This window comes from Mucilaginibacter sp. P5_A4 (assembly GCF_056400605.1).
Map to the genome: position 1 here is coordinate 24214 of NZ_JBFUKX010000003.1, position 25126 is coordinate 49339.

Consider the following 25126-nt stretch of genomic DNA (forward strand, 5'->3'; position numbering starts at 1 on the left):
TTAATCGCTTTTAATTAGTATATATTTGCTTTTATAATTAAAAAAATATGAAAGCAATAATTTTATCTGCGATAGGCTCTACTGATAACCTGAAATTTAAAGAAATACCTGTACCTGCACTGCAAATTGACGAGGTATTGGTTAAAGTACACGCCATCAGCATAAATCCGGTAGATGTAAAAACAAGAGGCGGCGCGGGTGTATTTCGTTATGGAAACATTAGCAAAGAAGCTGAACTGGTTTTGGGATGGGACATATCGGGCGTGGTAACAGAATCAAAGTCTCCTCTGTTTAAAGCAGGCGATGAAGTATTTGGAATGGTCAATTTTCCCGGAGCTGGTAAAGCTTATGCTGAGTATGTGGCTGCTCCGGCTAACCATTTAACGTTAAAGCCAAACAACATTACTCATCACGAGGCAGCTGCGGCTACGCTCGCGGCACTTACGGCGTGGCAGGTTTTAGTAGATCAGGCAGGCATAAAAGTCGGCGACAGGGTATTGATCCATGCCGCTTCAGGGGGCGTGGGCCATTATGCAGTGCAACTGGCGAAGCATCTCGGCGCTTATGTCATTGGTACTTCTTCAGCCGATAACAAAGACTTTGTGTTGTCACTTGGCGCGGATGAACACATTGATTATCAATCCCAAAGTTTGGAAGATATTAAAAATCCGGTTGATTTCGTGTTGGATAGCCTTGGTATAGAGAATATCCTTCGCTCGATAGATATTATTAAAGAAGGCGGTAGAATTATCAGCATCGTTAGTCAGTTTACCGATGAGGTGATGCAAAAGGTTAAAGACAAGAATATCAATGGAGGTTTTTACCTTGTTCACTCGGATGGTGACGATATGCAAGCTTTAGCTACACTTTTAAGTGAACGCAAAATTCATTCGCATGTATCCAAAGTCTTTTTATTTGATCAAATGGCTGCTGCACATAGCCAGATTGAAACCGGCAGAACGGTAGGTAAATTGGTGATAACCATTAACAATTAATACAAATAAAATGAATAATCAAAAATCAATGCTCACCTATAACCTAGGTGGTGATATGAAAGTCAACAGATTAGGATACGGCGCTATGCAGCTTAATGGCTTCGGTGTCTATGGCGAATCAGAAGATCGCGAAAATGCGAAACGTGTACTGCAGGAAGCGGTTAAGGCCGGAGTGAACTTTATAGATACTGCTTACGCCTATGGCCCTGAACTTAACGAATCACTCATTGGTGAAGCTTTATTTCCCTATTCTGATAATTTGATCATTGCAACTAAAGGCGGGGCAACTCTGGCCGGCCCTAACCAATGGGTCATCAACGGCGATCCTGAATTTATACACCAAAGTATTGAAGGCAGTCTGTCAAGGTTAAAACTAGATAAAATTGACCTATGGCAATTGCATCGAATCGACCCAAATGTACCTGTTGAAGATACGCTGGCACCGGTGGTAGACGCTGTGAATACGGGGAAAATAAGACACATCGGTTTATCTGAAGTGACAGTTGAACAGATAGAGCGGGTAAGTGCGATATTACCGGTAATCTCGGTTCAAAACCTTTACAATCTTGCAGACAGGCAATGGGAGGAGGTTGTGGCTTATACAGAACAGCAACAAATGGCATTTATCCCGTGGTATCCGCTCGCATCCGGGCCACATAAGGTTGCAGATAAAGTGCAGTTGATTGCTCAAAAGTATAAAGCAACTACAGCCCAGGTAGCACTAGCCTGGCTTTTAAGACGCTGGCCGCATACGTTGCTCATTCCAGGTACCAAATCGATTAGCCATATGTATGAAAACCTCGAAGCTGGCAATCTTGATCTTACAGAGCAGGATATTGAGATCTTATCAAAACATTAGGATTGATTGCATGGAAATGAGGTGCGAAGAACCTCCTGTTCGGGTTACCGTGCATCATCTTGCTAAGAATGGTTGGAGTTGAATGTTCTTGATCAGTTAGGATCAATTGGGTAGATGGCTATCTTGATAAAAATCCTACGTGTAATTCAAGATTTCTTTAAAATAAGAGTATTTATTGGGAACAGCGTAAATTAAATAGTAGGGTTTGTTGCGGCTTTTATGATCACTTTCAGCTACACGCTCTGGATGGGAAATATAAACGGCGTGGTACTTGTGTTCATGTTATGTTGTTTTAAATGGTTATTTGTAATAGTCTTTTCCCCGGATATTACTATGATCAGGCATGGGTAGCGCGGACCTTAATCCATTTCTGGATAATCGGTATAACCTTGTTCGCCCCCGCTGTTCGAAGTCTCAGACTTCGAACCACTATGCCTGTAGTCTCCGACTACAGGATAACTAAAACAAACAATCAACATCAATGATCCCATCAATACCTACATAATTGGATGCGCTTGAATAGATGTAATCTTCGGCGCGGTATACCATTCCTGTCCTACGGGTTACTGTAGTTGCAAACTACTGGCATAGGCGTTCGGAGAAAATCGAACAGCGGGGGTGATGTGGTGAAAACACCGACTGCAGGCTGAAGCCAATAGCCAATGGCAATTTATAAAAAGACCTTACAGTAAAAAATCAAGTGGCCCTCCAGTCAGGAAAGCCACTTGGTTAGTCTTAATAATTATTTATTTTTCCCGAATTGTATCGCAATACCTACATAGATAAAGCTGAACGGGTCGTTTGAAACGTTCGATGGCAAATTGGTTCTAAAATATGCCGCCGCTCCAACCTTCGGAAGTAGGCTCAGGCCAGTTCCCAAAGGTAATTTCACAAAATTGAATTCGAATTTTGAACTCACTAACTTACCCGCATTGCCATAGCTTGTATGGTTCAGATTGACCTCGAGGCTTTCATCAAAGTAGAATTGGTCTTTTGCCGCAACGTTATCATCGTAAGGTAAACCAAAAATCTTGTTGATAAGATATTTTGGATAGAGCGTTATTCCCCCACCTACAGAAACAACATTGAGCCTTGGATTAGCATTTTTTCCAGCCATTGTATTATAATTTCCAATGGCATTGAGGGATACAAATTTCCCTAAGGAAAACTCCCGCCGTAAGCCCACAGAATAATACGTTTTGAGGAGATTATGTGTGTAGTCATTTGGCAGACCAAACCTGTTGATCACGCTGAATTCCGAACGCAATTCCTTATAATTACTCTGCGCCTTACATTCCATTCCACTTACGATTAACACGAGGCAAACCAGATATTTAAACATATTCAAATTTATTAAATTATTAGTTTCTAACTAAGCGCCCATTTCCAAAGGTTCGATTTAGCAATTTTGTCATATCCCCATAATGCACCGCCAAGCGCATCGATTTGTGCGAAAGTATTCTGACCATTCGAATTTGAATCACCGAGTGCCGTTATTACCAGACCGGCAACACCGCCTACTACAGCAGCACCAACAATCACAACAGCACTTACTACAACCGCGGCTACAACCTTGGCAACCGCTTTCACGATTTTTACGAGTTTGCTGAAAAAGCCATTAACATGTATAGCATTTAGCTTATTAAGCGATTGACTTGCCAGTTGTCCACCAGCCGATACGGAACTTCGGAAATCAACTGCATCCACGAGTTGACTGGCGTTGTAACTTGCTGCCAGAACGACTATCTGCTCGCTCGGGGTCATTAACACCTGGTTGCCGACATTCGACATGTATTCGTTAAAAACGGCAGCGGTTTTAACCTTCACCGAAGCAAAGATAGCATCCTCACTGAAATTAGTGGTATCGCTTGTGCCATCAATGTAACCACCGACTTCGCTTGTCGCAAGCGTTTCGAGTTTTGCAGAAAGATCGTTGACGCTTCCCTGTACAGCAGAGGATGCTTGTGAGGCAGTCATTAATCCACTAATATCAAAATATTGGTTTAGGTCGGAATTTACTTTTTGCGATAGCTCGGTTGGAGCTAAAGTTTCAACGTCGGCAGCTGTTGTAAGAGGCACCGGATTATATGCTGTTTGAACCGCTGTGGCCGGAGCAATGTATGCGGCTGCACCGTCTGTGCCATACGAGTCCGTCATGTATTCCTGCCCGTAATTTTCGTTGTCTGGCGCAGCAACAGCATTGATACCAAGTTTACCAATTTTTTCAAGCTTCTTGGCTTTTACAAACGTAGCGAAGCTTTTGATGTTCTTAGTGATGGCATCCTTGTCAAGACTTGCTACCTTGTTAATTTTGTTCGTTTGATTGCGGCTTTCTTTTTTACAGGCAAAAAGGGACGTAACGAGAAGTGCGGCGGCCACTGCCGTCACCCTAATAGTAGAGGTTTTGTTCATTGTTTACGGTTTAGAGTTTAATATTATTTTTTATAAAGATATGCATAGAAAATTACTTTTTATGCTATAATTAAATATTATTTAATCAAAATGAAATTATAACTATTTAAAAGAAAAGCAAATGTACCTTCAGTCAAAATAATATCTATTCAGTCTGTGGTCGGTATTTCAAGCTGTGGTCGGTATTTTCCGGCTGACCGGGAATGAGCAGTTAATTATTCTTTTCCTAATTTCTTTAAATGCTCAACGGCATTGCTGCTTTTAGGATCAAGTTCAAGCGCCCGATTATAGTTTTTAATAGCCAAAACTTTGTTTCCCATATGCTCATAGGTTTCGGCCAGGCTATCATAGGTATTTGAGCTTGCAGGGTAAAGACTTACATTTAATTTAAATACCTCCAGCGCCTTTTCTTGTTGGCCCATGTTTAGGAATTTATAACCCAATGAATTCATTTCTCCCTCCGACAATTTAAACAAATGATCGTGTTTCTTTAAATCATCTGCTACTTTAATTGCATTTTCAAACCCATATTTGTTTAAAGTATCAAGCAGGGTATTGGCAGCAGCAGAAAATCCAAAGCCTTCCCTCGAACGCTGGGCTGCGTTAAAATAAACCTCATTATAAGTTGTTTGGGCCATATCAGCTATCAAATCTTGCGCCTGATTGTCACTCTCATTTGTAAGTATTACGATACCGTAGTTTCTTTCGGGGTAGAGATCAATAAAACAGGAATGGCCAAACGTGCCTCCCGATGTCCATATTTCCCTTTTACCGTCAAAGCCTGCTTTTGTGAACCAGTTTAAACCAACTGCAACGCTTTCGGGGTTTCCCCAGGTGGGTTTATGGCTCATAGTTACCACGGCATTTTTCTCTTCAAGCTGATACTTTAGATACGCGATCATATCTGTCAGGGATGATTTTAGTCCCCCTGCACTTCTCGCGTCCCTCGGGATTTCAGGCATCAATATGCCGTTTCCGTTGTAACCCTTGGCACAGAGTGCTTGTTTTACTGTTGGTACGGTAAAAAAAGTACTTTCCATTTTTAAGGGCCCAGTTATATATTTTATGAGGAGGGAATCATAGCTTGTACCATAGATATTTTCGAGTAAAAACCCTAACAGTTGGGCTGCTGTGTTAGAATGTGCTGAGTTTAATCCGGGTTCTTTAGTCAACTTTACTGCATGAAGCGCTGTAAAAAATTGAGCTTGTGTAAAGGCATCATGAATTTTTTTAATCTCAAAAATTTGTGAATCGGGACTCATCGTTTTAAAAGCAGGCATTTTTTCGGGAAGGTTATCCGGAAGGCCCGAGGTTAAATTAGCTAAATGCTGCAATTGGATGGGTTTGCCATTATATTCCAGATTGGGATAGTTTCCTTTAAGATATTTCCGGATATCATCGCTTAAACTAACCTTTTTTTCAACTACAGCCTGCGCCAGTAATATGCTGGTAAATGTTTTGGTAATTGATCCTATTTCGTAAATTGTTTGATCGGTGGGGGTATCGTTTATATTTTTTTGGGTGTTGCCGAAATTGTATCGATAAGTTTGGCCGTTTATAATGATTCCAACAGAAAATCCAACCCGTTTTCCGCTTGCCATAAAAGTGCTTGCAGCATGTTTTACCGTAGAGTCGATGTTTTGAGCACTTACCAGGTTACCGGTGTAAATAAACAGGGTAAATAATAGTAATAATTTCTTCATTCCCTGCTACAGTAAAATCTATGCCAAAATATTAATTAGCTAATAATCAGTATAGTGTAATCGATGGATTAAAAACCTTTGTGATGAAACCGAACACCCATAGTTCGCTTTTAAATTATTTTGAGCTTTCCGGTCAGCCTGGAAACACCGCTCACAAGCACGCCTGCCATTCTATCCATTAATTCAGGGCGTCCATCCCATACCTTTTACATATTCCACCAGGCGCGGATCATTTGTTGAAGTTGGTGAAATCCATAGGCCGATCTGTTCGCGATTCCACCAAAGGCCCTGGGGATTGCCTGGCTTCGCGAATGTATAACGATACAGCACTGCCCGGATATACCGCGGCGGCCCGGTGGGGAAGGGGTTGCCCGCAAACAAACTTATTGCACCGGGATCGTTATGAAGAAGCTTCCATACCAGGTTATAGGTCCACGGATATTGATCGGCGGTCGACATGGCGGCAAACCACATTTGCCAGTCTAAACGTAACTGGTAGGGCGCTATTTGCGGCGACGGCTTGTTAAGCAGCACCGGCAGGCCTTTGTAGATGTAAGGTTTCCAGTTGGCTTTGTCGTTGGGTACCTGGTCCATCGTTCCTTCAAATACCACGTTCAAACGTTCCCGCCCTACAGATCCGAATGCGCCATAGGTATTTACAAGGTCCAGCTGGTCGAAGGAGGAGTTCATGACCTGCCCCGGGGATAGCAGGTTCAATGCAGGCTGGATGCTCAGGATGGCAATTAAGCCGGCAACTACCCATGAGGTGGTGAGCATAGGTTTGGATTCTTCGGCGCCCCCGGCCGCAGCTTCCGCCTTACGAACCAGTATGCCGGGAAGAACCCTGGCCCAGAAGCTGTCATCCAAACAGGCCAAAGCCGGAATAATGGTAAGCCAGTTTAAAAACGAAAGATTGCCGCTAAGTATAATACTAACCTGGAATAACACGATCACCGTTCCCGCGATATGACGCGCAACCTTTGGCCCGAATACGAACCATGGTGCTATCAGCTCGCCAAGCCAATTGAACCAGATGCCGGTCTTCAGCATTATCCGCGGCAGAAAATGAAACCACCGGCTCAGCGGGCCGGGAATAGGTTGTGTTTCGAAATGGTAGTAGAGGGCAGTGCCATTACGCCATATTTCATCCCCCCGGTATTTGATCAATCCCGAACCCAGCATAATGCGGAAGGTGAGCCAACGGAATAAAATGATAATGGGCAGGGGAGGCGCATACCGTGGAAACGGGCGCAGGCTGAGCAGCGGGCAGAGGAAGATAGCCAGAAAGCCGGTTTCGTTAAGCTGGATCTCCCAGCCGTACCCATACCAATCCTGCCCCAGGTGAACAAACGACATGTACAGAAACCAGAGTACAGCAAGCAGCGGCGCATTGGCGTAGCCTGCCACTACTACGCATGAAAGCACAAACCCGATCCAGGCGGCAGTTAAAAGCGCGGCATCAGAATGCCAGAGCCAGAAGAGCGACGGCAGCCGTACAAACCCCGCCCCCGCCGACCCCAGGGCAGCGCTCACCTGCTTCAGGTAAATCTCCAGGGGAAGAAGTCCATGAGAACCGATCAAAGGTACCACCTGGTTGATGGCCACCAGGAAGGCAACAGCATACACTACCCCCAGTAGCCGGAGGATGACAAAGCGCGTAAGCCAGTAGCTGGGAGGGGCGCCCGGCATCCGAAAAACGCCGCCGGATCCGCTGTCCATTTTGTTTCCCGGTTCCACTTCCATTTACTTAGTTGCTTTTTGCACATTACTTAATAATAGTACAACATTCCTCAATAATAGTACATTAATAGTAGTATATAGTTTGTTAAAATTTATCCTAAAATCTAATAATTATCGCGGAGTCCGAAAGGTGGTTGCAAGGAGTCTAAAAGGAGTGTGGTGGGTGCATAGCGTGGCCTCCCGAAGGGCGTAATAAGGTATTACAGGGAAGCAAAAATAAGGAGGTGCTGTCAGCTGGTGCCAGTGTTGAAAATAAATGACAATTAAATTATACAATGTCTATGTATTTAGTAGAATATATTCTACATTTGCAGGCGAAATAAGTTCTTTAATTTAATTATCAAGAAAGACTGAGGGAAAGGCCCGATGATGTCTTAGCAACCTGTAAGCCCATTGTTATAAAGGTGCTAATTCCTGTCCGCTGTAAAAAGCGGAAAAGATAATATCCGCAAATTATTGCGCAGCTTATGGCTGGTCGTTATGCCTTTCTCTCCAAAATTTCCTGTTTAATTAGATTTCTGAAAATTTCTGCCTGCATAAAATAGGCATTAAAATTTACAACTATGAATATTAAACATCTACTAATTACCTGCTCGTTTTTAATAAACGCACTGTTTGTCGGCGCACAAACGGCAAAACCAGCCGATAGTGCATCTGTTGACCGTGGCTATATTGTAAAAGTTGGCGACCAGGCCCCTGCCGATTTTGAGCTTGTATTGGCCGATGGCAGTAAAACGTCATTAAAAGCGTTGCGTGGCAAAGTAGTTATCCTGCAGTTTACTGCCAGCTGGTGCAGTGTATGCAGGCAGGAAATGCCTCATCTTGAAAAGGACGTATGGCAAGCCTACAAAGACAAGAATCTGATCCTGATAGGGGTAGACCGCGATGAACCCCTTGAAAAGGTACAGCACTTTCAACAGGAAATGAAGATCAGCTACCCATTGGCGCTTGATCCGGGGGCTAATATTTTCGGGCGTTTTGCCAATAAAAAAAGCGGGGTAACCCGTAATGTAGTTATTGATAAAGATGGGAAGATTGTTTACCTCACCCGTTTGTATGACACACAGGAATTTGCATCAATGCTAAAAGCAGTAGATGCGCTGGTTAACAATAAAACTGCATCTGTAAACTAAATAAAGGCTTAAAGCTAAATAGTGATTTTAACTTTGTATTTAAACTGACCCTGTTACCATCTATATATCAAATTGTTATGAAAACAACAAGAACACCTTTCCAAAACGTACCCCCTGCCAGTAAATTGGTATCATTTTCCTCCGCCTCTGTTTACCTGTATATGCAGTGTATGCGTTGTTGCTGTTAATTTAATGGCAACGGTTATTAGCCCCATGCCTGCTGCAGCTCGCAGCATTTGCTTATAACCAACACAATCAATAATGAATTTACCGGCACTATAAAGTATCCAGCGGGGATTGTTTTGCCCAAAAAGCGCTGCTGACTGGCTTTGCTGTGCCGGCAACAAAAACTAATTAATCATTAACCATCATGTTAAAAAATTACAAATTTTTACTGGCAATTCTGTTGCCCTTTTTTCTCATCCAAGCGGTTGCGGCGCAATCTGTTAAAATAAGCGGGGTGGTAACCGCCAAGTCAGACGGCCTGCCATTGCCTGGCGTTAATATCTCTGTTAAGGGTAGCACAACCGGTGCTCAAACCAATGCTGATGGCAAGTTCAACATCTCAGCCAATGTTAACGATGTATTGAAGATTACCTATATAGGTTTTGCAACACAGGAGATAACGGTAAGGCAAAATGAAATCAATTTACAGATCATATTACAGGATGCACCTAATTCTCTTAACGAGGTTGTAATCACGGCGCTTAATATTTCTAAAGACAAGAAATCACTGGGTTATTCTGTTCAGGGATTAAAATCAAAGGACATATCTGAGGCTAAGGAGACCAACCTGGTAAACGCGCTGGCAGGTAAAATTGCAGGTGTACAGGTTACCAACAGCCAGGGTGATATGGGATCATCCCGCATCATAATTCGTGGCGAAACCTCTATAGCCGGTAATAATCAGCCGTTATTTGTGGTAGATGGTACTATTGTAGATAACTCCCAGTTCCTGGGTACAAATGGTTCAAGGGATTTTGCCAATGCCATAGCCGATCTTAACTCCGAGGATATTGAATCTGTAAGCGTACTTAAGGGCCCAAACGCGGCTGCGCTTTATGGATACCGGGCTGCTGCGGGTGTTATCCTTATTAAAACCAAAACTGGTAAAAGTTCAAAAGGATTGGGTATCACTATTAATTCAAATACAAGTTTCTCCAATCTGCAGGTTTTGCCCGATTACCAAAATCAGTATGGTCAGGGTTCAAACGGTAAGTTCAGCTACGTGGATGGTAAAGGCGGTGGCGTAAATGATGGTGTCGACGAAAGCTGGGGGCCGGCTCTTGACGGTTCACTTATACCACAGTTTTATTCAAACGGGCAGGCTGTGCCATTTGTGGCGCATCCCAATAATGTGAAGGATTTTTTTAAAACAGGTGTAACCCTTAATAATGGTGTAGCGCTATCCGGGAGTAGCGATAAGGCTGATTACCGCCTATCCTACAACAACCTGCATCAAACGGGTGTTATTCCAAATACGTCACAGGGCAGAAATTCGTTTTTACTGAACTCTACCTTCAGGCTTAGCCCTAAATTAACAATAACTACCATTGCCAATTACATCAAAGATGATGCAGATAACCTGCCTGGGGCAGGTGGCAGAAGAGCTACCAGTACTATGCTGCAGTTCACCTGGTTTGGCCGCCAGGTTGATATTAATCAATTGAAAAACTATAAGGATGCCAATGGCAATACTTTTAACTGGAACAACAGCTATTATAGTAATCCATACTGGCTGGCTTATGAAAACACCGTTGGTCAGCACAAAAACCGCATTATAGGTAGTGTTGAGTTAAACTATAAGATCATCGAAGGTTTATCGGCCAATTTCCGTACCGGTACTGATTATTATAACGACCGTCGTAAAATAAAAGTAGCCTATGGTACCAACGGAACACCGTTTGGTTCGTACGAGGAAGATGCCTATAGCGTAAACGAAACCAATACCGAAGCCCGCCTGCAATACACCAAAAAGATCAGTAATGATTTCTCATTAGATGTATTGGGCGGTGGTAATATCAGCACCATAGTAAATGAGCAAAACGACCAGGTAGCACCCAAGTTGGCAGTCGCTGGTTTATATACGCTCAAAAATTCGCGCGATCCGCTGGTGTCATCAAATGACTACGGCAAGCTGAAAACGTATAGCTATTTTGCATCGGCACAATTGGGTTATAAAAATTACGCGTTTATTAACCTTACAGGCCGTAACGACTGGTCATCAACTTTGCCGGCGGCTAACTTGTCTTATTTCTACCCATCTGTAAATGGTAGCTTAATATTATCAGAAGCGCTGGATATTAAGAGCAACGTGCTAACCTACGCTAAATTAAGAGGCGGATGGTCAAAAGTGGGTAAGGCAACCACACCATACCAACTGATCAACGTTTATGATTTTACGGCTCCTTTTAACACAAATCCGCAACAAAGCGCAAACAGTGTAGATCTAAACCCAAATCTGAAACCCGAAACCACAACATCTGCAGAGGCTGGATTTGAATTAGGTTTTTTTCAGGACAGGGTACATTTGGATGTGAGCGTGTACAACACCAATAGTGTAAACCAGATCATAAAGGTTGATGTAAGCCCATCTACCGGTTACAGTCAAAAGCTGATCAATGGCGGCAAGATCAACAACAAAGGTTTAGAAGTTCAGCTGGGTTTAACCCCAATAAAATCAAAAGATTTTACCTGGGATATTACTACCAATTATTCCCTTAACCGGAGTAAGGTAGTTTCGCTTGATGCCGAAGGCCGTTTACAAAGTTACATCCTGGGTACCGATCGTACGGTACAGGTACTGGCTGCTGTTGGTCAGCCTTATGGCACCTTGTTTGGCAACGCGTACACCCGTAATTCATCCGGACAGATAGTTATTGGAGCTAATGGTACACCGGTTATTAATCCCGCCAAGCAATATCTGGGGAAATTTACACCAAATTGGCTGGGTAGTATCAACAACAGTTTTACCTATAAAGGTATTAATCTGGGTGTTTTGGTTGACGCGCGCTTTGGTGGTTCTATTTACTCAAACACCAACCGTACCGGTACCTACACTGGTGTACTGGCATCAACATTGCCGGGGCGTGGTGCCGCAAATGGAGGTTTAAGTTATTACTATCCGGGTAATAATACCTCCGCAACGGCTGTGCAGGCAGGTAGCGCGCCTAATGGCGAAACTGTTTATCATGATGGGGTGATATTTAAAGGCGTAAAGGCTGATGGGACAGCTAATACTACCATATTACCTGCGCAATCCTATTACAAGGGTTTTACAAATGTTGATGAAGCATTTGTATATGATGCCTCCTATATTAAACTGCGCGAGGTAAAGTTGGGTTACACTTTTCCATCTAAGTGGGTTAAAGGTATTGGCCTTCAATCGGCGACCTTTTCTATTGTTGGGCGCAACCTGTGGATCATCCATAAAAATGCACCCAATATCGATCCGGAAACTGCCTTCAACAATGGCAATGGCCAGGGCCTGGAAGACCTTACCCTGCCAACCGTACGCAACATCGGTTTTAATATCAACCTTAAATTCTAATGATCATGAAACTTAAATATACAGCTACATTATTGTCAGGTGCACTTTTGCTATCAGTTGCATCCTGCAAAAAAGATTTGGTTGAGATCAATCAAAATCCTAATGCTGCGCAAACTGCACAGCCAGATTACTTACTTACTGCGGCCACAAAGGTCACCGCCGATACTTACTGGGGTACAGCCAATAACATGGATGCCAGCTTGCTATTTGTGCAATACTGGGCCAAAATTCAATATACCGATCCTGATAGGTATATATACAGTAACAGCGCTTTCCAGGAATTGTGGACGGTTGGTTATTCAAAAAGTATAGTAAACCTTAACCAGATCATTAAACTGGGCGACGCGCAAGGCAATACCAATTACAAGGGCGTAGCGCTGGTGTTGCGTTCGTGGGTGTTTACCTTGCTTACCGAAGCTTATGGCAATATCCCTTATAAACAGGCAGCCAATATCGATCAGTACCTTACACCGGCTTATGACACGCAGAAGGACGTTTATTTTGCTTTACTGGATGACTTGAAGGCAGCCCAAACCGCGCTTGATCCATCGGGCAAAGCCATTGCAGGCGATGTTATTTATGGCAACAATATAGCCCTGTGGAAAAAGTTTGCCAACTCGCTGCGCCTGCGCATCGCCTTACGCATTGCCGATAGGGAACCCGCGAAAGCTAAACAGGTTTTGGCAGATATCCAGACAGAAGGCGGCGCCTACATCAGTGCCAATACCGAAACCGCGCAGTTTACTTATGTAGATTCGCCAAACCAAAACCCTATCAGCAATTTGTTTGATACCCGGGATGACTATCGCATCAGTAAAACTATAGTAGATAAATTGGTTGCGCTGAATGATCCCCGACTGAAGGTTTATGCCAGCCCAACCAAAGATGCTACACCGCAAACCTATGTGGGGATACCAAACGGTCTGCTGGTTGGTGACGCCAGTAACCTGGGCTTTGCCAAAACATCAAAACCGGGAACTTACTTTTTGGCGCCGCATGCCCCGGCGGTGATCATCAGCTATGCCGAAACCTTGTTTGACCAGGCCGAAGCTGTTGCACGTGGCTTTATTACCGGCGATGCAGCCGGTTTATACAAACAGGCGGTAACCGCCTCGCTAAAGCAATACAGCATTGCCGATGCGGATATTATTACTTACACCGCCCTGCCCGCCGTGCAATACGATGCCACCAACTACAAAAAATCAATAGGCGAACAAAAATGGATAGCGCTTTTTGGCCAGGGCCTGGAAGCCTTTGCCGAGTGGCGCAGGCTTGATTATCCGCAATTACAGCCCGCTGTAGCCGGTACTTTGAGTGGCAAACTGCCATTAAGGTTTATTTATCCCGGTACCGAGCAATCATTAAACGGTACTAACTATAAAGCGGCGGTGGCCAGCCAGGGTGCAGATGTGCTTACCACTAAATTATGGTTTGATGTAAATTAGAAACAGGTAAGCGGCCATATTTAGGTAGCTACCTTTTATGGTCGCTTTTTAAAAAGGCGGAGTGGCCGAGTGGCTTAGGCGGGGGTCTGCAAAACCCTTTACGGTGGTTCGAATCCATCCTCACGCCTCATTATTAAAATGCTAAAATATCATTCATCTTAAAAAGCAGCCCTTTAAGGTTGCCCCGCATGATTACGATTGAAAATTAATTGAGAATAGCAATTGATTTTTTAACTTAGTTTTCTATTGAATCATGTGAAATGAAAATAGCTACCTATAATGTTAACGGCGTTAATGGACGCCTACCCGTGTTACTCCGCTGGCTGGCAGAAACCGCGCCGGATGTTGTTTGTTTGCAGGAACTCAAAGCGCCACAGGAAAAATTCCCCGAACAGGCGATCAATGATGCCGGTTATAAGGCCATTTGGCACGGACAAAAAAGTTGGAACGGCGTGGCGATCTTATCCCGTAATGGCGATATCCAGGAATCCAGGCGTGCATTACCCGGCGATCCTGAAGATCTGCACAGCCGCTATATTGAAGCCATGGTGAATGGTGTGATGATCGGCTGCCTCTATCTGCCGAACGGTAACCCGGCACCGGGACCTAAGTTTGACTATAAGTTGCAATGGTTTGACCGCCTGGCCGCTCATGCCCTGGATCTGCTTAACCAGGAGATACCGGTGGTTTTATGCGGCGATTATAACGTGATGCCCACCGAGCAGGATGTTTACAAGCCTGAACGCTGGCTCGACGATGCCCTGTTCCGCCCCGAAACCCGTGCAGCGTTCCATAGCCTGTTGACGCAAGGCTGGACCGATGCCATTAGGAAATTGTATCCTACCGAAAAGATCTATACCTTTTATGATTATTTCCGTAATGCCTACGGACGTGACGCGGGCCTGCGCATCGATCATTTCCTGCTCAGTCCAAAATTAAAAGACCGGCTTAAAGCCGCCGGTGTAGACCGCCATGTGCGCGGCTGGGAAAAGACCAGCGATCATTGCCCCGTCTGGATCGAACTAACACCTTAACCCTATGCCCAACCTCTGTGGATATAAAGCGACAGGAAAAAGCCATAACGACGATACAGAGTGATCTTTGCGCAAAAAACATTTTGTCATCTTAACGCCATTATGTTTGTGTCTTTGAAATGTTTCAGGCACCTGCTCGTCTTAGCTGTATATGAAGAAACGAATCCTTGCCATTGTACTGCTATGGCTGATAATTGATACCTACTTTTTTACGGCGGTTGAAACGCTGACTCAAAACTCCTTTATATTCCTGGCCTACTGGTTATTTGACGCCTTACTGGCGGGTACTATCTTATTTAGTGTGATGACCAGGAAAACCAAACTCGTATCCTGGCTGATGGCGCTGATGCTGCTCTCTTTTGTACCCAAGCTGGTGGGCTCCATAGTTATGGTGCTCGAAGATTTCACCCGCGTGTTCCGGGGCTTCCCGCCGCGCAGCTATGGTGTAAGCGAGTTTGTGCTGATCTTAGCCGCGGTGCTTTTCGGGTTATTGCTGTTTGGCATTACGCGTGGGCGTCATTACTATAAAGTTCGGCGGGAGACACTTTATTTTGATGATTTGCCCGAAACCTTTGACGGTTTTACCATTACCCAGTTATCTGACATTCATTCCGGCAGTTTCAGCGATAGGCGGGGAGTACAAAAAGGACTTGACCTGGTTAACGCGCAAAATAGCGACCTGATCCTTTTTACCGGCGACCTGGTTAACAACACGGCGACCGAAATGGATCCATGGATACCGGCTTTCGCCGAATTGGAAGCACCTTATGGCAAATACTCGGTACTTGGTAACCATGATTATGGCGATTACATACAATGGGAAAATAAGGCGGCGCAACAAGCCAACCTAAACCGCCTGAAGCAGGTGCACCAGGAAATCGGGTTTCAGTTACTCCTTAACGAGTCTATGCCAATTCAGAAAGATGACCAGTCTGTAGCATTGATTGGTGTCGAAAACTGGGGAAAGGGTGGTTTTCATAAATACGGCGATCTCAAAAAGGCTACAGCCAACGTGCCCGACAACGCCTTCAAAATATTGATGTCGCATGACCCTTCGCATTGGGACGCAGTAACGCTTGGCCATCACCAGCCAATTCACCTTACGCTGGCAGGTCACACACATGGGATGCAGTTCGGCTTTGAATTATTCGGCTTTAAATGGAGCCCGATCAAATATGTTTACAAACAATGGGCGGGCCTTTACCAAAAAAGCGGTCTTTACCTGTATGTTAACCGGGGTTTTGGGTTCCTCGGTCTGAAGGGGCGCGTGGGCATCTGGCCCGAAATAGCAGTGCTCACTTTAAAACGTAAATCCTTAGTTTAGCGCGATGAGTCCCGTAACAGATCCTATGCTGCCCGCATCCTGCTTTGATTTTATGCGCATGCTGGCTGCTAACAATAACCGCGAGTGGTTTGCCGCATATAAGGATGCTTATCAAAAAGAGCTCGGCCTGGTGGAACACTTTGCCGACGCCTTGTTGAACGACCTTCAAACACATGATGTTATCGAAACACCTGCAGGTAAAAAAAGCCTGCACCGCATCTACCGCGACATCCGTTTTTCCAAAGATAAAACCCCGTTTAAAACAAACTGGAGCGGCGGTTTCCGGCGTGCCACCAAATACCGCCGTGGCGGTTATTATTACAACTTTGAGCCCGGTAACAGTTTTGTTTTGGGCGGTTTCCGGGGGCCAAACCCACAGGATTTAAAACGGATAAGAGATGATATTGCTTTTGATGCCAGGCCATTACGCAATATCCTCGGCAGTGCTGCTTTTATTAATACATTTAGTAAGCTGGAGGGCGAACAAATAAAGACCAGCCCTAAAGGTTACGATCCGACTCACGACGCCATTGATTTACTGCGTTACAAACAATTTCTTATCGTCAGGCGGTTTTCAGATCAGGAAGTTTTAAATGAAAATTTCTTCCGGGAGGTATGTTGGGCATTCAGGAACATGCGTCCGTTTTTTGATTACATGAGCGATGTACTTACAATCGATGTGAATGGGGGATATGATTAAGGAGCAGCACTGCCTGTAAAATTAATTACAGTGAAATGCCCTTGTTGGTTTCTTTGCCAATTCTTTTGTCCCTGTGCGAGATAAGCTCACATACCCTGATCGCGGATGCTTCAAAATCATCGTCGTCTTCCCTGATCATCTGCCAGCCTGAATCATGCATTTCACCATTGTCGAGCACAAAGCCGGTAATAGCTGGGATATCAAGTTTAAGACTTTCATGATGTTCTTTCGTGGTGGCAATCCATATTCCATTAAGGTTCAGGTTTTTGCTAAGCTTGCGCAGGATAAGTACTATCTTTTTATCCAGGTAGATATAATACATGCCAAACGTTTGTTTAACAACAACATCACGCGGCAAATAATCCAGTATAAAATCGTAAGGAATAGTCCGTGCCATAAGCTGTAAAGGTATAGCTTAATGAGATAACGAATACCATTAGCGGGAATTGATCGGTAAAATCGCGCTTCCTGTAAAGTATTCCAACCCCTTTTTTCGCTTGCCTAACTTTAAGTTATGAAGCTTAGCCTGGTCGGGTAAAAGCGATTGGACCGATTTCTAATATATATAGTAAATTCGTGTAAACAATGGCGTATGAAAATAGAATCTGTAATACCTGTTCTTTATTCCGATGATGTTTCGCGCAGCCTGACTTATTACACGGAGGTGTTGGGTTTTGAAGAAAAATGGACCTGGGATGATCCACCGACATTCGGTGGGGTGCTGACCGGTGATACTACTATTTTCTTTTGTAAAGGCAACCAGGGGCACCCTGGAACCTGGCTTTGCCTCAACGTGACTAATGTTGATGGATATTACGATGCCATTAAAGCAAAGGGCGCCGTAATCCTGGCCGTTCCCGAAGACAAACCCTGGTTTATGCGGGAAATGCTGGTGAAAGATCCGGATGGACATATCCTGCGGATTGGTCACAATACCAACTGTGATTAATGAGTTGACTATGCTACAAAACCGCGTCGATCCGCAAGGGAATATAATCAAAACGAGCGCCCGTGGCGCCTGGCTGGGTAACCGCGGGCAATTGCACGGCAGTGGTAAAACTATCCTGCGCCCCTTTAAACACCAGGCATGGATCATCTGCCTGCTGGAATTTAAGGGCAGGCACCGCGAGGTGATGTCGCCAAACCTTTGGACAGAATTATTCTTTCTGGATGAAGCTACAGCGTTTGCAGCCGGGCACCGGCCCTGCTTTGAATGTCGCCGGGATGATGCTAATCGTTTTAAAGCGGCCTGGCTCAACGGCAATCCCAAATTCGGGTTTGATAGCAAAGTACCTATCGCTAAAATAGACCAGGTTTTGCACGAGGAGAGGATAGCGAAAAACGGCAATAAAGTAACGTTTAAAACAACTATTGAGGGCTTGCCCGATGGTACCTTTATTGAACTGGATGGCCAGCCTTATATTTTAGCTGATAATCACGTTTATCGATGGACGCCTGCCGGCTATGACAAAAAGCAGCAATTGCCAAAAGCTACAGAAGTGACAGTGTTAACGCCCCAATCTACAGTTAACGCTTTCGGGGCCGGTTACAAGCCGAAAATTGCCATCAATTACTGAACTGTTTATTCCATCGTTCACCTAATTTTATAAATCTTTATCAAAATCCTGTAAAATTAAAACCTGTTGGCAGTGGTAATTTTGTGGTGTTGAAATATCAGCACCAATGGAAACACAACAATTACAATGCTACATTTCCCGTTACCTGGATGATATGCGTTTTCTGCGGATCAAGTGTTGAAACCATGATAGGTGCTCAAAAAAAGATAGAAAAAGCAAAGGGGATTCCAGAAATACAATCAATAAAGACTGCCTTCACCCTAAAATAACACAGCCTTGAAATATGCAGCAGTCGGTGCGATCATAATCTTTAATATTAATAATAATATCTATATGGAAACTTTCAAATTCAAAACAAATATACATTGTGGCGGTTGTGTTGTTGCTGTTACACCGGCTTTAAATAACCTGAAAGGGGTAGACAAGTGGGAGGTAGATACCGACAATCCTGATAAAATACTTTCCGTTCAATCCAATGCCGGAATATCATCAGCAGAAATCATCAGCGCCTTAAAACAAAAAGGATACAATGCCGAGATGGTTTAAACGTTAAAAGTCAGTATCCCCCAACGCCCGTGCTATCGATTTTTAATTGTAATACGTTTTGCGTAATTTTATAATATAATTACAGAATTCTATAAATACCTTATTCTGTAAGCTGATAACTTTGTTATCCTATGAAAAAAACAGCAATTCTTAGTATGGCAGCATTTTACCTGTTACTTACAACAGGGATGTTTGTTTGTATTGTGCATTGCGCTGCCGAAATCATGACCGAAAAATCACCCATGCAAATGGGGCATGCAAAGGCAAATGAGCATCAGCATAAAAAACACTGTACAGGCGGCGGTGATTGCGGCTGCTGTAAAAAACATGGCGAATATGTGATCAAGGAAAACCTGAAACCAGGATTTGATTACCAGTTTTCGCAGATAGCTGTTTTAGTTAATTACCCAATTTTGACCGGGTGGGGAGTGCATAAACTAGTGGTAAGCAATTACACCTGGACAGACAGCAAAGCACCACCAGGGAAATCCGGAAAAGCGCTTTCCATTCAATTACGCTCTCTTCAGATCTGATCAGGCTTAACCGCACCCATTGCGGACAGGACATCTATTGTCTTTGATTTACTATATAGCCTGAAGAAAAACATGACATTACATATTAAAAATATGGTTTGCGACCGCTGTATTATGGTTGTTCACCAACAGCTCGAAAACTTAAAACTGGAAGTTAGCAGTATAAGCCTGGGTGTGGTAACCATAAATCCTGAGCCGGACGAAAGTAAACTCACAGAAATTGCATCGGCCCTAAAGTTGCTTGGTTTTGAATTGATTGACAGTGAAAAAGATAAGCTGATTGAACTAATAAAGAACATCATCATCCGGGCGGTGCATTATTCAAACCTCGCCGAAAGTAATATTAATTTTTCAAGCTTGCTTGCCGGTAAATTAAACAGGGACTACGCTTATTTAAGCCGCCGGTTCTCGGAACATGAAGATACTACGATTGAAAAATATATTATTCAACAAAAGGTTGAAAAGGTAAAAGAGCTGTTGCAATATGGAGCGTTAAACCTGAATGAAATTGCCTGGCAAATAGGCTATAGCAGCAGCGCACATTTATCTGCGCAGTTTAAAAGTATTACCGGCATTACACCCAGCCAATTCAAATCCACAACAATCAATAGCCGCAAACCGATTGATAAATTATAGAATTAAATTCAAAAACATTTAAAATCATACATCATGAAAACCGTAAAAACATTGCTATTGGCTTTAACTTTAATAATAGCCTCTACACAGGCCAAAGCCCAGGAGCTTACCGGGGGCAGTGCCATAAATAATGTGGTAACCGCCTACCTGAGTGTTAAAAATGCACTCGTATCAGATAATAATGCCGTTACCCAAAGCAAAGCAAAAGATTTACTGGCAGCCATCACCGCTGTGCCAATGGGGAAACTAACCCCCGATCAGCATAAACTCTGGATGACGTATATGGAAAAACTACAGTTCGACAGCAGGCACATCAGCGAAAGTGCGGCTTTGGATCACCAGCGCGAACATTTCACCAGCCTGTCTAAAAATCTTTATGAAGTTGTTAAGGGATTAAAACTAAACAGCACGGTAATTTATGAGCAATACTGCCCCATGAAAAAGGCTACCTGGTTAAGTGAAACCGCTGCCATCAGAAACCCCTATTACGGCAAGCAAATGCTTACCTGCGGAAAAACCACGGAAACGCTTCCTGCGGCAACCAAATAGTTAACTAAATGCTGCCGGAGACGATCCGGCAGCTTATTTTACCATGAAAATATACATTCCATTTATACTGAATCTTTTCTTATCCGGATTGGCCTATGCACAGCATGGCGGCATGAAAATGAATGAGAAAGTAATGCGCAAACCATTTTATACTAAGATTGGAAAACGGGAGATTTATCATTTATATATAGCAGATACAACAGTTAACTATACGGGAAAACCAAGGCCGGCTATGGCTATTAACAGCAGTATACCTGCTCCAGCATTAGAATTTACGGAGGGTGATACCGCCGAGATCTATGTGCATAATGAAATGATGATGGAAACCTCTATTCACTGGCATGGGCTGATATTGCCTAACCGCTATGATGGTGTTTCTTACCTTACAACAGCGCCTGTTAACCCCGGTGAAACCCACTTTTATAAATTTCCCCTGGTGCAGCATGGTACTTACTGGTATCACTCACATACCATGACCCAGCAGCAAAGTGGGATGTACGGCGCTTTTATAATTCGCCCCAAACAACAAGTTACGCAAAAGGAATATACTTTACTGCTTAGCGACTGGACGAACGAAAACCCCGACCAGGTAGAACGATCATTACATAACCAAACAGATTGGTATGCCATACGTAAAGGCAGCACGCAAAATTATGCGGAAGCAATTGCCGAAGGTCACTTCAAAACAAAACTAACCAATGAGTGGAAGAGAATGGTTGCCATGGATGTAAGCGACGTTTACTACGATCGCTTTTTTAGTAATGGAAAGGCTATAAGTAAGGCTCCTCAGTTTAAAAAAGGTGACGAGGTAAAGCTGCATATTGTAAATGGCAGCTCATCCACTTATTTCTGGCTAAAATATGCGGGTGGCAAAATCACTGTTGTGGCCAATGACGGTGAAGACGTACAGCCGGTACAGGCAGACAGGCTGATTATAGCAGTTGCCGAAACTTATGATGTGGTAGTTACCATACCCAAAGATGGCAGCTACGAATTTTTAGCTACCGCCGAGGACAGGACCCGCGCTACATCCTTATGGTTAGGGAGCGGGCCCCAGGTGAAAGCAAAACCCTTGCCCAGGCTTAAATATTTTGAGGGGATGAAGATGATGAACGATATGATGGGTATGGACGGCAACATGAAAATGATGGATGGTATGGTAATGACCAACCAGGTGATGGACATGAACACGGTTATGTACCCGGAAATAAATGGTGATGATGCCATGAAAAAGGATACCGCTACAGGCAATAAGAAAATGGAAGATATGCCTGGCATGGACATGGGAAATAATGCCGACCTGGTAACCCTTAATTACGGCATGTTAAAAGCCGTTAAACCTACCAGTTTGCCGGCGGGGCCCATGAAATTGCTGCGTTTTAACCTTACCGGTAATATGAACCGTTATGTTTGGACCATCAATAACAAAACAGTTTCGGAGGCGGATAAAATCCTGATTAAAAAGGGCGAAAACGTGCGGATCATCATGTACAATAATACCATGATGCGCCACCCCATGCACTTACACGGCCATTATTTTAGGGTGTTGAACGGGCAGGGTGATTATGCGCCGTTAAAAAATACGCTGGATATTATGCCGATGGAAACGGACACTATTGAATTTGCTCCTACAGAAAGCGGCGACTGGTTTTTCCACTGCCATATTCTTTACCATATGATGAGTGGTATGGGGCGTATATTCAGCTATGAAAATTCGCCGCCAAACCCCGAGCTTCCCGATCCTGCCAGTTCCATAAAAAAGGTTTATGCTGATGACCGGCGATTTTTCGCGATGGCCAAAGTTGGTTTGGAAAGCAATGGCAGCGATGGAAATTTAAGTTTTGCAAATACCCGCTGGAAACTATCCACCATGTGGCACCTGGGAATAAACGGCACAAAGGGCTATGAAAGTGAAACCATGGTTGGCCGCTATTTTGGGCAGATGCAATGGCTGTACGGCTATGCCGGTTTTGATTATCACTATAAAAAAACAAATGAGCAGGAAAAGAACCTGTTTGGCCAGGTGAGTAATAAAAATAACAGGAAAACTGTAGTTGCGGGTTTGGCCTATACTTTGCCAATGCTGTTTGTTGCCGATGCAAGAGTTGATGGTAATGGCAAATTCAGGTTCCAGTTAGGCCGGGAAGATATACCGTTAGCCAGCCGTTTAAGGCTTACGCTTATGGGTAATACGGATAAAGAATACACGGCGGGTTTAAGGTATATCGTTACCAAATATTTTTCAGTGTCGGGCCATTATGATAGTGATATGGGGCCGGGCGGTGGTTTGACCCTGACTTACTAATTGCATTATCAGGAATATCAAAAATCGAAAAAAATGGAGCACCAAAGCGAAAAACGTATGGATATGGATCAAATGGACCACAAGCACATGCATCATGCCACCAAAACTTCCATGAGTATGGCCGGTCATGATCATCATGCCATGATGATTGCTGATTTCAAAAAACGGTTTTATGTAGTGCTATTTCTTACTATCCCCGTCATGTTGCTTTCTGCAATGATTCAGCAATGGCTGCACCTGTACATCAGGTTTGCCGGTTCTGGTTACGTGCTTTTTGCCCTTTCAACCATCGTTTTTATTTACGGAGGCTGGCCTTTTTTAACCGGATGGTTCAGCGAGCTCCGCACAAAGAATCCCGGTATGATGACGCTGATTGGTTTTGCCATTAGTGTGGCCTATGGGTACAGCGCAGCTACGGTATTTGGTTTAAAGGGAATGGATTTCTTTTGGGAACTGACAACACTGATCCTGATTATGCTGTTAGGCCACTGGATTGAAATGCGGTCTGTAGCGGGGGCCTCCCGCGAACTGGAATTACTGGTGCAGTTAATGCCCGCGGAAGCTCACCTGTTTAAAGGAGATGTTACCGAAGACGTAAGAACGGACAGCTTAAAAGAGAATGATGTTATTTTAGTTAAACCTGGTGAAAAGATAGCCGCCGATGGCATGATTGAAGATGGCGAAAGTTATTTGAATGAATCCATGCTGACCGGAGAATCGACGCCTGTACGGAAAACTAAGGGGCAGGAAGTAATTGCAGGATCGGTAAATGGCAATGGAGCTTTAAAAATAAAGGTGACACACAGCGGAGAAGATTCCTATTTGTCAAAGGTGATCACACTGGTTAAAAACGCGCAGGATGCTAAATCCAATACACAATTACTGGCTGATAAGGCTGCCCGATGGCTAACTATTATTGCCCTGCTTGCTGGTATTGGCACTTTTGTTTTTTGGCTGGCAGACGGAAAAGAGTTGGCTTTTGCGATGGAAAGGATGGTAACCGTTATTGTTATTTGCTGCCCTCATGCTTTAGGTTTGGCTGTCCCGCTGGTAGTTGCCAAATCCACTTCGTTATCGGCACAGCATGGCCTTTTGATCAAAAATCGTACTGCTTTTGAAAATTCGCGCAAAATCACAACAATTGTATTTGATAAAACAGGTACGCTTACTTTCGGCAAATTTGAAGTATCGAAAGTAGTGTCATTAAATAAAGAGCTGAACGAAAAGGATATTATTCGGTTGGCCTCCGCATTGGAACAAAAATCAGAACATCCCATTGCCACCGGCATCCTGAAAAAAGGAAAAGATTGGTCTGTGAGTATACCGGCAGCAGAAAACTTTAACGCCATTACCGGCCAGGGTGTAGAAGCTACGGTAGAGGGCAGCAAAATAATGGTGGTTAGTCCGGGTTATTTGAAAGAACATAGCATTCAAGTCCCTGTTGGTTTTAATTCGGATGATACAGAGACAGTAATATTTCTGATGGTTGATAAAGCATTGACCGGATATATTGCTTTGTCGGATAAAATCCGACCCGAGTCTAAAGCAGCCATTCAAACACTAAGAGAAGAAGGTATCAAATCCATATTACTTACAGGAGATAACAGTAAAGTAGCTGGTAGTGTAAGTAATACTTTGGGTATGGATAACTTCATTGCCGAAGTATTGCCACATCAAAAATTAGAGAAGATAAAAGAGCTTCAAAGTAAAGGTGAGTTTGTAGCCATGACTGGCGACGGTGTAAATGATGCACCTGCATTGGCACAGGCTGATATTGGTATCGCAGTAGGTTCTGGCAGTGACATTGCCGCAGAAACCGCAGGGATTGTTTTGGTGAACAGCAATCCAAAGGATATAGTGAGTTTGATACTTTTTGGCAAAGCAACCTACCGCAAGATGATACAAAACCTGGCATGGGCAACCGGTTATAATGTTATAGCTTTGCCATTGGCTGCAGGTGTATTATATAACCAGGGGATTGTATTGAGCCCTGCGTTGGGCGCAGCTTTAATGACCGTAAGTACCGTAGTTGTTGCCATTAATGCAAGCTTACTAAAAGTAAAATCATCTACCCGTAATTAAACG

At 43.8% G+C, this 25126-nt stretch carries 22 protein-coding genes, 1 tRNA gene and 1 riboswitch; of the genes, 17 read left to right on the plus strand and 6 right to left on the minus strand.

All coding sequences use genetic code 11. The features are described from left to right. Positions 1–47: 47 nt before the first annotated feature. Positions 48–995 carry an NADP-dependent oxidoreductase gene (locus AC1DQW_RS02985; protein ID WP_477452782.1) on the plus strand — a complete coding sequence of 316 codons (948 nt, stop codon included), beginning with the start codon at positions 48–50 and terminating at the stop codon, positions 993–995. 55 nt (positions 996–1050) lie between these two features. Further along, entirely contained in the window at positions 1051–1854 is an 804-nt protein-coding gene (locus AC1DQW_RS02990; protein WP_477452783.1) for an aldo/keto reductase, read from the plus strand. Positions 1855–2596: 742 nt separating this feature from the next. Here AC1DQW_RS02990 and AC1DQW_RS02995 read toward each other — a convergent pair. The 4 genes from AC1DQW_RS02995 to AC1DQW_RS03010 form a co-directional block, all read right to left on the minus strand. Then, positions 2597–3196, minus strand: a complete 600-nt coding sequence (locus AC1DQW_RS02995; RefSeq protein ID WP_477452785.1) for a hypothetical protein — start codon at positions 3194–3196, stop codon at positions 2597–2599. Positions 3197–3222: 26 nt separating this feature from the next. Next, complete coding sequence (locus AC1DQW_RS03000) at positions 3223–4266, minus strand: hypothetical protein (RefSeq protein ID WP_477452786.1); 1044 nt, start codon at positions 4264–4266, stop codon at positions 3223–3225. Between the two features lie 215 nt (positions 4267–4481). Then, on the minus strand, positions 4482–5969 hold the full coding sequence (locus AC1DQW_RS03005; RefSeq protein WP_477452787.1) for a serine hydrolase: 1488 nt from the start codon (positions 5967–5969) through the stop codon (positions 4482–4484). Between the two features lie 183 nt (positions 5970–6152). Further along, the gene (locus AC1DQW_RS03010; RefSeq protein ID WP_477452788.1) at positions 6153–7559 is read right to left on the minus strand and encodes a lipase maturation factor family protein; all 1407 of its coding nucleotides are present in this window, start codon (positions 7557–7559) and stop codon (positions 6153–6155) included. A gap of 484 nt (positions 7560–8043) precedes the next feature. After that, a riboswitch (SAM riboswitch) is annotated at positions 8044–8155 on the plus strand. A 117-nt stretch (positions 8156–8272) separates the two neighbouring features. Between AC1DQW_RS03010 and AC1DQW_RS03015 the strand changes: the two genes are divergently transcribed. Next, positions 8273–8842 (plus strand): TlpA family protein disulfide reductase, encoded by a 570-nt coding sequence (locus tag AC1DQW_RS03015; RefSeq protein WP_477452789.1) that lies wholly within the window; start codon positions 8273–8275, stop codon positions 8840–8842. Between the two features lie 131 nt (positions 8843–8973). On the opposite strand, the gene AC1DQW_RS03020 is transcribed toward AC1DQW_RS03015, so the two are convergent. Further along, the gene (locus AC1DQW_RS03020; protein WP_477452790.1) at positions 8974–9186 is read right to left on the minus strand and encodes a hypothetical protein; all 213 of its coding nucleotides are present in this window, start codon (positions 9184–9186) and stop codon (positions 8974–8976) included. Between the two features lie 26 nt (positions 9187–9212). On the opposite strand from AC1DQW_RS03020, the gene AC1DQW_RS03025 reads away from it, so the two are divergent. From AC1DQW_RS03025 to AC1DQW_RS03050, 6 genes are all read left to right on the plus strand, one after another. Continuing rightward, entirely contained in the window at positions 9213–12392 is a 3180-nt protein-coding gene (locus AC1DQW_RS03025) for a SusC/RagA family TonB-linked outer membrane protein (RefSeq protein WP_477452791.1), read from the plus strand. A gap of 5 nt (positions 12393–12397) precedes the next feature. Then, positions 12398–13837, plus strand: a complete 1440-nt coding sequence (locus tag AC1DQW_RS03030; protein WP_477452792.1) for a SusD/RagB family nutrient-binding outer membrane lipoprotein — start codon at positions 12398–12400, stop codon at positions 13835–13837. A 55-nt stretch (positions 13838–13892) separates the two neighbouring features. Continuing rightward, a tRNA-Cys gene (locus AC1DQW_RS03035) sits at positions 13893–13965 on the plus strand. A 132-nt stretch (positions 13966–14097) separates the two neighbouring features. Beyond that, positions 14098–14871, plus strand: coding sequence for an exodeoxyribonuclease III (gene xth, locus AC1DQW_RS03040; protein ID WP_477452793.1), 774 nt, complete (start codon positions 14098–14100; stop codon positions 14869–14871). Positions 14872–15022: 151 nt separating this feature from the next. Next, positions 15023–16195, plus strand: a complete 1173-nt coding sequence (locus tag AC1DQW_RS03045) for a metallophosphoesterase (protein WP_477452794.1) — start codon at positions 15023–15025, stop codon at positions 16193–16195. Positions 16196–16199: 4 nt separating this feature from the next. Further along, entirely contained in the window at positions 16200–16895 is a 696-nt protein-coding gene (locus tag AC1DQW_RS03050) for a DUF2461 domain-containing protein (protein ID WP_477452795.1), read from the plus strand. Between the two features lie 25 nt (positions 16896–16920). Here AC1DQW_RS03050 and AC1DQW_RS03055 read toward each other — a convergent pair whose 3' ends face one another. Next, on the minus strand, positions 16921–17292 hold the full coding sequence (locus AC1DQW_RS03055; protein ID WP_477452796.1) for a hypothetical protein: 372 nt from the start codon (positions 17290–17292) through the stop codon (positions 16921–16923). 195 nt (positions 17293–17487) lie between these two features. On the opposite strand from AC1DQW_RS03055, the gene AC1DQW_RS03060 reads away from it, so the two are divergent. The 8 genes from AC1DQW_RS03060 (at position 17488) to AC1DQW_RS03095 (ending at position 25123) form a co-directional block, all read left to right on the plus strand. Then, entirely contained in the window at positions 17488–17844 is a 357-nt protein-coding gene (locus AC1DQW_RS03060; protein WP_477403409.1) for a VOC family protein, read from the plus strand. Positions 17845–17854: 10 nt separating this feature from the next. Continuing rightward, positions 17855–18472: a hypothetical protein gene (locus AC1DQW_RS03065; RefSeq protein ID WP_477452797.1), complete on the plus strand. Its 618-nt coding sequence runs from the start codon at positions 17855–17857 to the stop codon at positions 18470–18472. 333 nt (positions 18473–18805) lie between these two features. Beyond that, the gene (locus tag AC1DQW_RS03070) at positions 18806–19018 is read left to right on the plus strand and encodes a heavy-metal-associated domain-containing protein (RefSeq protein ID WP_477452798.1); all 213 of its coding nucleotides are present in this window, start codon (positions 18806–18808) and stop codon (positions 19016–19018) included. 131 nt (positions 19019–19149) lie between these two features. Further along, positions 19150–19551 carry an HYC_CC_PP family protein gene (locus AC1DQW_RS03075; protein WP_477452799.1) on the plus strand — a complete coding sequence of 134 codons (402 nt, stop codon included), beginning with the start codon at positions 19150–19152 and terminating at the stop codon, positions 19549–19551. Between the two features lie 72 nt (positions 19552–19623). Continuing rightward, a complete protein-coding gene (locus AC1DQW_RS03080) occupies positions 19624–20187 on the plus strand; it encodes a helix-turn-helix domain-containing protein (RefSeq protein WP_477452800.1) in 564 nt (187 codons plus the stop codon). Positions 20188–20220: 33 nt separating this feature from the next. Then, on the plus strand, positions 20221–20736 hold the full coding sequence (locus AC1DQW_RS03085) for a DUF3347 domain-containing protein (RefSeq protein WP_477452801.1): 516 nt from the start codon (positions 20221–20223) through the stop codon (positions 20734–20736). A gap of 43 nt (positions 20737–20779) precedes the next feature. Further along, the gene (locus tag AC1DQW_RS03090) at positions 20780–23041 is read left to right on the plus strand and encodes a multicopper oxidase domain-containing protein (RefSeq protein ID WP_477452802.1); all 2262 of its coding nucleotides are present in this window, start codon (positions 20780–20782) and stop codon (positions 23039–23041) included. A 33-nt stretch (positions 23042–23074) separates the two neighbouring features. Then, positions 23075–25123 (plus strand): copper-translocating P-type ATPase, encoded by a 2049-nt coding sequence (locus AC1DQW_RS03095; protein ID WP_477452803.1) that lies wholly within the window; start codon positions 23075–23077, stop codon positions 25121–25123. Positions 25124–25126 lie beyond the last annotated feature (3 nt).